This window comes from Streptomyces barkulensis (genome assembly GCF_002843305.1).
GTDB lineage: Bacteria > Actinomycetota > Actinomycetes > Streptomycetales > Streptomycetaceae > Streptomyces > Streptomyces barkulensis.
On sequence record NZ_PGSG01000110.1, the window covers coordinates 80,795 to 92,385 of the forward strand.

Genomic DNA, 11,591 nt, shown 5'->3' on the forward strand with positions numbered 1-11,591 from the left:
GCGTGTCCGGGGAAGCCACGGACCCCGGCGGCTCCCGCCCGAGCCGCCGCCGCGCCGCGACGACGTGAGCCCCAGGGCTCACCGGCACAACCGCATCCATGCAGACGGGAGCACCCCATGTCCCCCAGAACCAGCTCCGGCGCCGGGCCCGGCGCCCCGGACCGGCGCGTGCTGATCGTCGGCGGAGGCAGCGCCGGCATCAGTACCGCCGCCCGGCTGCGGCGCGCGGGAGTCCGCGACATCACCGTGATCGACCCCTCCGACATCCACTGGTACCAGCCGCTGTGGACGCTCGTCGGCGGCGGCCAGGCGTCCCTGCGCGTCACCGGCCGGCCCGAGGCCTCCGTCATCCCCGAGGGGGTGCGCTGGATCCGGAAGGCCGCCGAGGCGGTCGACCCCGGCGCCCGCACCGTCACCCTCTCCGACGGCACCGAGGCCGGTTACGACTTCCTCGTGATGGCCCCCGGCATCCAGCTCGACTGGAACGGCGTCCCGGGCCTGGCCGAGGCGGTCGGCCACGACGGCGTCAGCAGCAACTACGCGCCGGAGTACGCCCCCCGCACCTGGGAGCTCATCAAGGGCATGCGCTCGGGCACCGCGGTCTTCACCCATCCCGCCACCCCTCTCAAGTGCGGCGGCGCACCCCAGAAGATCGCCTATCTGGCCGCCGACCACTGGCGCAGGAAGGGCGTCCTGGACCGGATCAGGGTGGTGCTGGTGATACCGGACCCGGCCCTGTTCAAGGTGCCGGTCTGGAACCGGGAACTGGAGCGGGTCGCCGGGCGGTACGGCATCGAGGTCAGGCTGAACACCGAGATGACCGCCGTCGACGGCGACCGGCGCACGGTGACCCTCACCGACCGCGCCGCCGGGGCCGAGGAGACGCTCGGCTACGACATGCTGCACGCGGTACCGCCGCAGAGCGCCCCCGACTGGGTCAAGAAGAGCCCGCTGGCCGACCCGGCCGGCCCCTACGGCTTCGTCGAGGCGGACAGGCACACCCTGCGCCACCCCCGCCATCCGGAGGTCTTCGCCATCGGCGACGTCGCGAACCTGCCCACCTCCAAGACCGGCGCGGCCGTCCGCAAGCAGGCGCCCGTGGTCGTCGGCAACCTGCTCGACGTCATGCGGGGGGCCGAGCCCTCGCGCCGGTACGACGGCTACACCTCCTGCCCACTGGTGACCGCTCGGGACAGGATGCTGCTCGCCGAGTTCGACTACGACCTGAAGCCCGCGCCGAGCTTCCCGCTGATCGACACCACCAGGGAACGCCGCGACATGTGGCTGTTCAAGCGGTACGGCCTGCCGCCCGTGTACTGGCGCGGCATGCTCACCGGCCGGCTGTGACCGGCCGCCCGTGACCGGTCGGCCCGGCCGGCCCGTCCCTCACCGGGGACGGGCCGGCCGGGCCGTCTCACCCGCCGTGCCGCCCGTGCCGGGCGCCGGGGGAGGGCCGGGTCAGAAGGAGGGGAGGCCGGGCGACGCGGGCCCGAATGACGCGGAGGAGGGCGGGAGCGGCGGCGCGCCGGGTGCCGTGGGGGTCTCGCGCTCGGCCAGGGCCGCCTGGTCCAGGAGCCGCCGTGCCAGTTCGCGGGCCTCCCGGGGGGTGAGCGCGGCCCAGGTGCCCGGCGCGCTGCCGCGGCCCGGGCCGAGATCCAGGGTGACCCGGCTGATCGGCCGGTCCGCGGTGGGCAGCCGCAGACACTTCACGGTGATCCGCCGATCGCAGGAGGTGACCATCGGCGTCTCATCGGCCGGATGGGGAAGCGCCCGTCCTGTCTCCGCCACTGTTCCCACACCTTCCGTCTCATACCGCTCATAACGCAGGGGCACACTGGGTAGCGCTGTTCGGGCCCGGGATGTTCCCGCCCCGCCGGAGCCGGCCGTCGTCCGGCTCCCTGCGCGTGTACGGGAGCGCACACACGTACGGCCCGCCGGTCGCACCGGCGGGCCGTACGTTCACCCGTGACCGCCCCGGGGGGAAGGGCGGCGGCTCAGACCGCCGCGTCGGCCAGCCACAGGTCGGGCCCGAAGACCTCGTACCGGATCTCCCGGGCCGGCACCCCCGCGCGCAGCAACTGCTCGCGCACGGAGCGCATGAAAGGCAGCGGACCGCACAGGTACACGCTCGCGCCGGTGTCCACCTCCAGCCCGTCGAGGTCCATCGAGCCCCGGCGGGAACAGGATTCCTCGGCGCCGGGCCGCTCGTACCAGAACACCGAGCGCGCTTCCGGCAGCCGCTTCACCAGCCGCTCGGTGTCGGCGCGCAGCGCGTGGTCGCCGGGGGAGCGGTCGGCGTGCAGCACCGTCACCGGGCGGGTGGAGCCGGTGACGGCGAGGTGTTCGAGCATGCCGACCATGGGGGTGCAGCCGATTCCGGCGGAGACCAGCATCAGCGGACGGTCGGACCGGTCCAGCACCACGTCCCCGAAGGGGGCGGAGAGGGTGAGTTCGTCGCCCGGCCGCACGGTGCGGTGCAGCAGGTTGGACACCTCGCCCTCCGGGGCGCCGTCGCCCTGTACCCGCTTGACGGTGATCCGGCGCGTCCGGTCCCCGGGAGCGGAGGAGAGGCTGTACTGGCGCAACTGGTGGACACCGTCGGGCATCCGCACCCGCACGCTCACGTACTGGCCCGCGCGGGCGGCCGGCGCGGGCGCCCCGTCGGAGGGGCGCAGCAGGAGGGACACCGTGTCGGGGGTCTCCTCGCGCCGCTCGACGACCGTCCACTGCCGCCAGGGGTGCCCGGGCCTGACCTGCGCCATGAGATAGAGGCGGGCCTCCTGGGCGATCAGGGCCCCGGCCATCAGCCAGTACACCTCGTCCCAGGCCGCCGCCACCTCGGGGGTGACCGCGTCGCCGAGCACGTCGGCTATGGCGGCGAAGAGGTACTTGTGCACGATCGTGTACTGGTCCTCGGTGACGCCGACGGCGGCGTGCTTGTGGGCGATGCGGGCCAGCAGCGTGTCGGGCCGGGTACCGGGCTCGGTGACCAGGGCGCCGGCGAAGGCGGCGATGGAGCCCGCCAGGGCCTGCCGCTGCGCGCCGCTGGCCTGGTTGCCGCGGTTGAACATGCCGTCGAGCAGCTCGGGGCGGTCGGCGAACATGGTCGCGTAGAAGCGGGTGGTGATCTCGTCCAGCGCACCGCCAACGGCGGGCAGGGTGGCACGGATCACCGAGGCCGATTCGGCGGAAAGCATGACGCTCCTAGGAGGAGGGGGCACGGGGTTCGTCGGCCGCCGGCGTGCGGCCATGACCTGTCTAGCAGCGGCGGGCAGCGCTTTCGGGCGCCGGGCGGGGATCAGGGCCGGAAGGCCCTGCCGCCCGGGACGTACGGCCTCGGCCACCGCTTCCGGGGCGGGGACGTGCGGCCCCAGGGCGGCCCGTGACCGCTGCCCCGTACGGCCCGCCGCCCGCGTTCGGGGGCTCTGCCCGTGCCCGGCCGCCGGGCTCCGGCGGTTCGGCGGTTCGGCGGACGGCGACGGGGGCCGGGGAGGCGGAGCCCCGCGCCGTCTCCCCGTCGCGGCACACCGCACGAGCGCGCTCGCGGGCGGCTGCCGTCCTCCGCCCCCGCTTAGGCGGCGAGGCGGGACGGAAGGGCGGAGTCGGGGCGGTGATCTTCATCACGATTTCCGTGAAATCGTCGTTTTCCACCCGAATCCACCTCGCCGGTTGTTCTCATGGGGCAGGCGGGGGACGTGCACGAGGCGCTCGCCCGGCGGGCGTCGCGGTTGCCCTGATCGCGGCATCCGGGGGAAGGTTGCCGGACGGCAATTCTCTGTTCGGCGTCCTGCCCGGCGTTCCGTTCAGCGTTCATCCAGCAGGAAGGCGGTGGGGCCCGCGGCGCGGGCCCCGGTTGTGACGATCTCCGAGGACTCATCTGCCCGGCCGCGCGGCACCGGCTCCGGTGCCGTGTGGGACGACGCGCCCTGCGCGGTGGTGGTGGTGGATCCGTCCGGCACGGTGGTGGGGGCCAACGCGGTCGCCACCGGACTCCTCCCGAAGGCGGTGCCCGGCGCACGGATGGAGGAGGCGGTACCGCACTGGCTGGCCGATGCCCACCGGCGCCTGACCGCGTCCTCCGCCCCGGGCTCCGGGCCGGGCGAGGCGCCCGGGGGCGAGGCCGGCGGGCGGAGCCTGCGGGCGCATCCGGCCCGAGGCGGGAACGGCGACGTGGTGTGGTGGCTGCTCGACGACACCGAACTGCGCCTGGCCGAGGACGCCCTGCGCGGCGAGCGGGAACGCACCGCCCTTCTCGCGGAGGTGTCCGAGACCCTCTCGGCCACCCTGAACGTCGAGCGGTGCACGGAGGCGATCGTGCGCCTGGCCGTGCGGCACCTGGCGGACGCGGCCGTGCTGATCGCCCCGGCGGCCGGACGCAGGCTCCCGGTCACCCACAGCACCCCCGAGGGCCCGGTGCACGGCACGGTCGAGGCGGACCCGGAGACGGTGCCGGGCCTGAGCGAGGCGCTCCAGGGGTTCCCGCCTGCGCCCTCGCGCTGGATCGCCCCCGCGCTGCTGCCCGACTGGGTCGTGCCGCCCCGGTTCGACGGACCGGCGGGCTCGGTGGTGGTCACCCCCCTGCCCGGCCACGGCGTCCCGGCCGGGGCGCTGGTCCTGCTGCGCCGCACCGGCCAAGCCGCGTTCAGCCGGAGCGAGGAGACCTTCGCGAGGCTGTTCGCCGCCCGGGCCGGAGCCGCGCTGTCGGCCGCCCGCCTGTACGCCGAGCAGGCCGCCATCACCGAAACGCTGATGCGTGAGCTGTTCCCGCCGAAGCTGCGCCAGGTGCACGGAGTCGAGTTCGCCGGCGGCCACCGCGTATCGGAGCTCAAGGAGTGGGTCGGCGGCGACTTCTACGACCTCCACCCCGCGGCCGGGCCGGACGAGGAGTCCCTGGTCGTCCTGGGCGACGTGTGCGGCAAGGGGCTGGAGGCGGCCGTCCTGACCGGGAAGATCCGCAACACGCTGCACGCGCTGCTGCCGATGGCGGACGACCATCCGCGGGTGCTCGGCCTGCTCAACGGCGCGCTGGTCAGCTCGCACCACACCCGCTTCGCCACCCTCGTACTGGCCTCCGCCGTCCGCGTGGACAACCACGTCAGGCTCCGGCTGACCAGTGCCGGCCACCCTCCGCCGCTGATCGTGCGCGCCGACGGGAGCGTGGAGGAGGCCGACACCCGCGGGTCGCTGATCGGCGTGCTGCCGAGGATCCGGGCGCGCACGGCCACGGTCGAACTCGCGCCGGGTGAGACGTGCCTGCTGTACACCGACGGCATCACCGAGGCGCGCGGCGGTCCCCTGGGCGGCGACATGTTCGGGGAGGAGCGGCTGAAGGACGCGCTCGGGGAGTGCGCGGCCATGCCGGCGGAGGCGGTGGTCGAGCGCGTCCGGATGCTCGCCGGCCAGTGGGTCTCCGGGAGAAGCCACGACGACATGGCCGTCGTCGCCATCACCGCGCCGCGCACCGTGCACCTCAGCGCGGTGGACGGCCACACACGGGGCAGGTACACCTCATGACCATCCGCACAGACCCCGCCTCCACCGCCGCGAAGTCCGCGGCCGATCCGCACGGGACCGGCCCGCACGCGGCCCGGGAAAGGCTGTGGGACGCCGTCCGCGAGGGCGACGAGTACGCCGCCTCCGAGGCCGTCTTCGCCGCGCTGGACGCCGGCACGGACCCGGAGGCGGTGCTGCTGGACGTCATCGCGCCCGTCCAGCGGAAGGTGGGCGCCGAGTGGGCAGCCGACCGCATCACCGTGGCGCAGGAGCACGCCGCCACCGCCATCAACGACCGGATCATCGCCGCACTCGCCCACCGGGTGCGCGGCGGGACACGGCCCGGCGCCGGGGCGGGCCGCGTCACGGTCGCCTGTGTGGACGGCGAGTGGCACGCCCTGCCCGCCCGGCTGCTCGCCGAGGTGCTGGCGCTGCGCGGCTGGCAGGTCGACTTCCTCGGCGCCCAGGTCCCCGTCCCGCACCTGATAGCGCATCTGCACCGCACGGGACCCTGCGCCGTCGCGCTGTCCTCCTCCATCCCCACCCGTCTGCCCACCGCCCACGCCGCGATCACCGCCTGCCAGGCGGCCGGCACCCCGGTGCTGGCCGGCGGTGCGGCCTTCGGCCCCGACGGGCGCTACGCCCGCCTGCTGGGCGCCGACGCCTGGGCCCCGGACGCCCGCGCCGCCGCCGACAGGCTGAGCGGGGGCGTGCCGTCGCTGCCCGGCCCGCGCTCCGCGCACCACCCGGTCGACGACCTGCCCCACCTGGCCGACCAGGAGTACACGATGGTCTCGCGCACCGCCCCCCGGCTGGTGGGGGAGACCATGACCGGGCTGGAGGAGCGGTTCCCGGCCATGCGCGGCTACACCGAACGCCAGCGGCTGCACACCGCCGAGGACGTCGCCCACATCATCGACTTCCTGTCCGCCGCCCTCTACGTCGACGACGAGGAGCTGTTCACCGGCTTCATGACCTGGACCGCGCGGATCCTCACCGCCCGCAAGGTCCCCGCCCACTCCCTGCGCCCCGCGCTGGACCTGCTGGCCGGTCGGCTGAAGGACTTCCCCCGCGCCACCCGCCTGCTGGAGCAGGCCCACCGGGCCCTCGACGCGGACTCCGTCCCCGCTCCCGTTCCAGCCCCCGCGCCTGCCCCCACACCCGACACCACCGGCCACGGAGAGCCCGAATGACACCCATGCACCGCCCCTCCTTCGCGCTCACGGCCGAGACCGGCCCCGGCACCGCCCGGCTCCGCGTCACCGGCGACCTCGACCACGAGACCACCGGGGAACTGGTCGGCGCCGTGCGCCTGCACCTCGACGGCCGGCCGGCGCCGGACGACCTCCACCTCGACTTCGCCGCGCTGAGCACCTGCGACTCCACGGGACTCTCCGGGCTGCTGCTCGTCCACCGCCTCGCCGGCGCCCGCGGCACCCGCCTCCACCTCGACAACCGCCCTTCCTTCCTGGAACGGCTCCTGGACATCACCGGCACCCTGGAGTACCTCACCGCACCGCCCGGGGAGGAGCCCCCGGGGCAGGCCGGGAACGGGGAGCCGGAGCAGCGGACCGGCGCCCTCTGACGGCGTCCGGCGGCGGCCGTCCCCGCCCCCGCTCCGCCCCGCCGGGGGAGGCGTGGCGGGCAGATGTCCGGAAACCGCCGGTCGGCCGGTGGGTGACGGGCCATGCTGGTGCCGGGCGGACCGGACCCGTCCGGACCGCGGCCGAGAGGAGACCCAGCACGTGCCCGCAGTGCCCCGGGCGCCCGGAAGGCGCGCACACACCGTCGTCGACAGCCCCTGCGGCCCGCTCACCCTGGTCGCCGAGGAGGAGCATCTGATCGGCCTCTACATGGAGGCCCAGCGGTACCGGCCCGACGAGCCGGCCTTCGGCGAGCGGCTGCCGGAGCCCGCCGGGCCGCCGTTCGCCGAGACGGCCCGGCAGCTGGAGGAGTACTTCGCCGGGCGCCGCGAGAGCTTCGACCTGCCGCTGAGACTGTACGGAACACCGTTCCAGCGACGTGTCTGGGCCGCGCTGCGCGAGATCCCCCACGGACAGACCTGGACCTACGGCCGGCTCGCCGGGCACATCGGCCGGCCGACGGCGTCCCGCGCCGTCGGCCTCGCCAACGGAAGGAACCCGGTCGGCGTCATCGTGCCCTGCCACCGCGTCATCGGAGCCGACGGCGCCCTGACCGGTTACGGCGGGGGAGTGGAGCGCAAACGGGCGCTTCTGGAGCACGAGCGCGCCCTGCCGGCCGCCGGGGCCCCGCCGCTCCCCGTCTTCTGAACAGCCCTCCGAACGGTCTTCCGAGCACCCGTCAGCCGCCGAGGGCAGAGGCCAGCAGCCGCAGCGGCGCCGAGCGGCCCCGGCGCGGCACCGTCAGCAGCGGGTGACCGCGCACCCCCCAGGTGGCCAGCAGGGCGTTGGCCGCCTCGAAACCGGTGGTGGCCGCCCGCTCCATCAGCGCCACCGGCAGTGTGGTGCGCACCAGGTCCCCGGCGAGCACCAGCCGGGGGTGGCCGGTGCGCACCCCCGGCCGGTCCCGCCAGGTGCCGGTGGCGAACAGCGGGCAGTCCTGCCGCCACTCGTGCCGCTCGTCGACGACCGGGGCGCCGGCCGTCTCCGGGTAGACGCGGGCGAGTCCGGCCAGGGCCGCCCGCTGGACGGCGGCGCGGTCCGCGCCGGGATCGACGGCGTAGGCGTGCAGCTCCACCACGCTGCCGCCCGTCCGCGCGGCCCAGCGGGCGGCCTCGCCCTCCCACCGGTCCAGGACGCTGACGTTGTCCAGCGGGCCGTAGCCGCTGGTGCCCAGGAAGCCGGGCCGGTCGGCGGCCACGGGCCGGCCGAGCCAGTAGCGGGAGACCAGGAAGGGCGGGGCCTCGCGCAGCCGTCCGACCGACGCCCGCCAGCCGGGACCGCCCAGCTGCGGGGAGTTGTCGACCAGGGCGCGCAGGCCCGCGCCGTCCACGGCCAGGACGACCGCGTCGTAGCGCTCCCCGCGCTCGGCCCCCGGCCCCCGGCCGTCGGCCGTCACCACGGTGAAGCCGTCCCGCCCGGGACGCACCAGTTCCACGGCGGTACCGGTGCGCACCCGCGCCCCCAGCCGCTCCAGCCGGGCGGCCAGCGGGTCCCACAGAACGGCGGGGAAGGGGTCGTCGGGGACGTCGAAGAGCAGCCCCTCGGCCGAGCCCAGGAAGTAGATGTGGAACATCAGCACCAGTTCGGCCGCCGACAGCTCGCGCGGATCGGCGAAGAAACTGCGGGAGAACACCTCGAAGGCCAGATGCCGGGCCGGTTCGGGGAAGCCGATGGAGTCCAGGAACTTTGCGGCGCTCACGCCGTCCAGCCGCTCGTGGACCTCCGGCACCCGCACGTCGAGCAGGGACAGCGCCGCGCGGGGGTTCATGCCCGCCAGCCCCGAGGGGGTGAAGGTCGGGCTGAGGGCGGTGAAGCCCAGCACGCTCCACGGCGGGGTGCGGGGCACCCGCGCGAAGCTGTCCCGCGCTCCGCCGCTGTGCCACAGCGGGTAGTCCGGCAGCGGGGTGAGCATCGACAGGGCCGGGTCGATACGCCGCAGCAGATTGCGCAGGTTGTAGTACTGCCGGAAGAAGGCGTGGAAACCGCGGCTCATGGTGACGGACGTGCCGTCGGCCAGCTTCGTGGACCAGCCCCCGACCCGCCCGCCCAGCACCTCCCGGCGCTCCAGCAGGTCCACGGCCACACCGCGTTCGGCCAGCGCGGTGGCGGCGGTGAGTCCGGCGATGCCGCCGCCCACCACGGCGGCGCGCACCCCGCGGTCGCCCACACGGGCCGCCCCGGCGGGCGCCGGCCGGTGCACGGCGTAACGGTCGCGGGCGAGCCGGGTACGGCCCCGGCCCGCGAGCGGGTACGGGAACGGGTTTCTCGCGTCTGTCATCGGGGGGCCTTTCGCTGGTGGGGATCGCCGGGACGCGGCACGGCTGCGGACGGCCGGCGCGGCAGGAGGGGAAGTTCGGCCAGGGAGCGCGCCATCGGCCATATGGGGGAGCGCAGTCCGATCGCGACCTCCTCGCGGAGCGCGGAGCGGCCGTCGAGGAAGCGCAGCACGCTCTCCAGCCGGTTGCGGCGGAAGAGGCGGGCGAAGAAGTCCGCGCCGTCCACCCGGCCGGTGGCCAGGGCGCGCAGCAGCGCGGCGTCCATGGCCAGATGGCGGCGGGCGTGCGGCCGGGGCGGCACAGGGGTGCGCCCGGCCGCGAGGGCCGCGGCCACCTGCGCGCTCTGACGCTGGACGGTGGCGAAGGTGTAGCCGGTGGAGGGACGGGTGGCGCCGCCCGCCGTGCCGATGCGGAACACCGAGCGCCCGGCCCGGCGAGCGAAGCGCCCGTCGGTCATGGGGATGACGCCCTGCTCGGCACCGGTGACGGTGAACTCGCCCAGCGGGCGGACGCGTTCGGTGTAGTGCCGCAGCGCCGCCTCGTACTCCCGGACGGTCAGGGGCCGGGGGGAGAACTCGGTGTACTCCACCAGGGCCTCGCGCGGGGTGAGGGGCAGGACGTAGGCGAAGGACAGCCCGCACCGCGGCTGCGGGGTGCGCAGATCCATCAGCTCCGCCGTGCCCGGGTCGAAGCGGTCCTCGGCGGTACGCACGAACCAGCCCCGGAAGTGCTGCAGCAAGGTGGTGTGGGCGGGCGGCAGGGCCCGCGGCGGACGCGAGTCGAACACCCAGCGGCCGGTGAGCGCGAAGGGGCGCCCCGCGGCGTCCGTGCCGCTCACCCGCGCACCGTGCGGCCCGTCCCCGACGGCGGTGACGGTGCCGGTGACACGGGTGACGGCGTCGGCGGCGGCCAGACGGGCGTCCATCGCCCGGGTGAAGTCCGCGGAGCGGACCATCAGATAGCGCCGGGGGCTGTCACCGCCCAGGGTCTCCCCGCCGGGGCCCCGCACCAGCAGCCGCCGCCAGGAGGCGGTGACGGGCGCGCCGGGTCCGGTACCGGGGCCGGCACCTGGCTCACCGGGTCCGGTTTCCTCCTCCCAGAAGCACCAGGTGCGCTCGGGGCTGCGGGCGGGGCCCGGCGGCGGCTCCACCACCGCGACCGAGAGGGCGGGCGGGGAGGAGGCGTCGAGGAGGTGACGGACCAGAGACAGGCCCGCCGCTCCCGCACCGACCACCACCACGTCCGCGTCCGTCCCCGTGCGCGCGGCCGGGGCCGCGGGGGTCTTCGGGCGGCTCATCCGCGCCCCCTCCCTCCGGCGGCGCGTCCGGCGCTCTCACCGGCGCGTTCCGGGCGGCGCACGCCGGGTAGGCGTGCGGCCATGACCCCATACCCCGGGCCCGTACGGGCGGAAGGACGGACACGATGACCCTCCTGCAGGACGGCGCGCTGACCGCGGCGTTCGACGGCGCCTCCACCGCCTACGACCGCCTGGTCGGTGCGAACCCCGGCTACCACCGGCAACTGCGCCGCTCCGCCCGCAGACTGGCCCTGCCGGACGGCGGTGAGGGCCTGCGCGTACTCGACCTGGGCTGCGGAACCGGCGCCTCCACCGCCGCGCTGCTGGCCGCCGCGCCCCACGCCGAGATCACCGCGGTGGACGCCTCGGCCGGGATGCTGGAACGGGCCGCCGCCAAGAAGTGGCCGAAGAACGTCGCCTTCGTCCACACGCCCGCCGAGGAGCTGGAGCGGGCGGGGGTGCGCGGGCCGTTCGACGCGGTGTTCGCCGCCTATCTGGTGCGCAACCTGACCGACCCGGACAAGGTGCTGAACGGGCTGCGGGACCTGCTGCGCCCCGGCGGACGACTGGCCGTCCACGAGTACGCCCTGTCCGGCGCGGCGCGGCACCGCCTGGTCTGGACGGCCGTGTGCCGCTCGGTGATCATCCCCGCGGGCTCCCTCGGCCCGGGCGGGGCGGACCTCTACCGCCATCTGTGGCGCAGCGTCCTGGAGTTCGACACCGCGCCGGAACTGGCGGAGCGGCTGACGGCGGCGGGCTTCGAACTCGTCCGCACGGCGCCGCTGCCGGGCTGGGAGTACGGCATCCTCCACACCTTCCTCGCCCGCGTCCCGCGCTGAGCCCCGCGCTGAGCCCGGCACTGAGCCCGGCACTGAGCCCGGC

At 75.6% G+C, this 11,591-nt stretch carries 10 protein-coding genes; 6 read left to right on the top strand and 4 right to left on the bottom strand.

What is annotated here, in order from left to right; translation table 11 throughout:
* The first annotated feature begins 117 nt into the window (after window positions 1–117).
* Entirely contained in the window at window positions 118–1,347 is a 1,230-nt protein-coding gene (locus tag CUT83_RS25290; RefSeq protein ID WP_101258141.1) for an NAD(P)/FAD-dependent oxidoreductase, read from the top strand.
* Window positions 1,348–1,458: 111 nt separating this feature from the next.
* Here the strand turns inward: CUT83_RS25290 and CUT83_RS31165 are convergent, their stop codons facing one another.
* Together CUT83_RS31165 and CUT83_RS25300 are read right to left on the bottom strand one after the other, a co-directional pair.
* Window positions 1,459–1,788 carry a hypothetical protein gene (locus CUT83_RS31165; protein ID WP_240958203.1) on the bottom strand — a complete coding sequence of 110 codons (330 nt, stop codon included), beginning with the start codon at window positions 1,786–1,788 and terminating at the stop codon, window positions 1,459–1,461.
* Window positions 1,789–1,994: 206 nt separating this feature from the next.
* Window positions 1,995–3,197, bottom strand: a complete 1,203-nt coding sequence (locus CUT83_RS25300; RefSeq protein WP_101258142.1) for a globin domain-containing protein — start codon at window positions 3,195–3,197, stop codon at window positions 1,995–1,997.
* Between the two features lie 658 nt (window positions 3,198–3,855).
* Here CUT83_RS25300 and CUT83_RS25305 point away from each other — a divergent pair.
* The 4 genes from CUT83_RS25305 (at window position 3,856) to CUT83_RS25320 (ending at window position 7,784) form a co-directional block, all read left to right on the top strand.
* Window positions 3,856–5,514 (top strand): PP2C family protein-serine/threonine phosphatase, encoded by a 1,659-nt coding sequence (locus tag CUT83_RS25305; RefSeq protein WP_173915150.1) that lies wholly within the window; start codon window positions 3,856–3,858, stop codon window positions 5,512–5,514.
* The gene (locus tag CUT83_RS25310) at window positions 5,511–6,686 is read left to right on the top strand and encodes a cobalamin B12-binding domain-containing protein (RefSeq protein WP_101258143.1); all 1,176 of its coding nucleotides are present in this window, start codon (window positions 5,511–5,513) and stop codon (window positions 6,684–6,686) included. Before CUT83_RS25305 ends, CUT83_RS25310 begins: the two co-directional genes overlap by 4 nt.
* Window positions 6,683–7,078, top strand: coding sequence for an STAS domain-containing protein (locus CUT83_RS25315; RefSeq protein WP_206282659.1), 396 nt, complete (start codon window positions 6,683–6,685; stop codon window positions 7,076–7,078). Before CUT83_RS25310 ends, CUT83_RS25315 begins: the two co-directional genes overlap by 4 nt.
* Window positions 7,079–7,238: 160 nt before the next feature.
* Window positions 7,239–7,784, top strand: a complete 546-nt coding sequence (locus CUT83_RS25320; RefSeq protein WP_240958204.1) for a methylated-DNA--[protein]-cysteine S-methyltransferase — start codon at window positions 7,239–7,241, stop codon at window positions 7,782–7,784.
* Between the two features lie 31 nt (window positions 7,785–7,815).
* On the opposite strand, the gene CUT83_RS25325 is transcribed toward CUT83_RS25320, so the two are convergent.
* Together CUT83_RS25325 and CUT83_RS25330 are read right to left on the bottom strand one after the other, a co-directional pair.
* On the bottom strand, window positions 7,816–9,414 hold the full coding sequence (locus CUT83_RS25325) for an FAD-dependent oxidoreductase (protein WP_101258145.1): 1,599 nt from the start codon (window positions 9,412–9,414) through the stop codon (window positions 7,816–7,818).
* Complete coding sequence (locus CUT83_RS25330; protein WP_101258146.1) at window positions 9,411–10,709, bottom strand: lycopene cyclase family protein; 1,299 nt, start codon at window positions 10,707–10,709, stop codon at window positions 9,411–9,413. The genes CUT83_RS25325 and CUT83_RS25330 overlap by 4 nt, the downstream gene beginning before the upstream one ends.
* Before the next feature lie 125 nt (window positions 10,710–10,834).
* Between CUT83_RS25330 and CUT83_RS25335 the strand changes: the two genes are divergently transcribed.
* A complete protein-coding gene (locus tag CUT83_RS25335) occupies window positions 10,835–11,548 on the top strand; it encodes a class I SAM-dependent methyltransferase (RefSeq protein WP_101258147.1) in 714 nt (237 codons plus the stop codon).
* The last annotated feature ends 43 nt before the right edge of the window (window positions 11,549–11,591 follow it).

Coding starts and splice junctions, on each gene's coding strand:
- CUT83_RS25290 (WP_101258141.1), top strand. CDS start 118: ATGTCCCCCAGAACCAGCTCCGGCGCCGGGCCCGGCGCCCCGGACCGG.
- CUT83_RS25300 (WP_101258142.1), bottom strand. CDS start 3,197: ATGCTTTCCGCCGAATCGGCCTCGGTGATCCGTGCCACCCTGCCCGCC.
- CUT83_RS25310 (WP_101258143.1), top strand. CDS start 5,511: ATGACCATCCGCACAGACCCCGCCTCCACCGCCGCGAAGTCCGCGGCC.
- CUT83_RS25315 (WP_206282659.1), top strand. CDS start 6,683: ATGACACCCATGCACCGCCCCTCCTTCGCGCTCACGGCCGAGACCGGC.
- CUT83_RS25325 (WP_101258145.1), bottom strand. CDS start 9,414: ATGACAGACGCGAGAAACCCGTTCCCGTACCCGCTCGCGGGCCGGGGC.
- CUT83_RS25330 (WP_101258146.1), bottom strand. CDS start 10,709: ATGAGCCGCCCGAAGACCCCCGCGGCCCCGGCCGCGCGCACGGGGACG.
- CUT83_RS25335 (WP_101258147.1), top strand. CDS start 10,835: ATGACCCTCCTGCAGGACGGCGCGCTGACCGCGGCGTTCGACGGCGCC.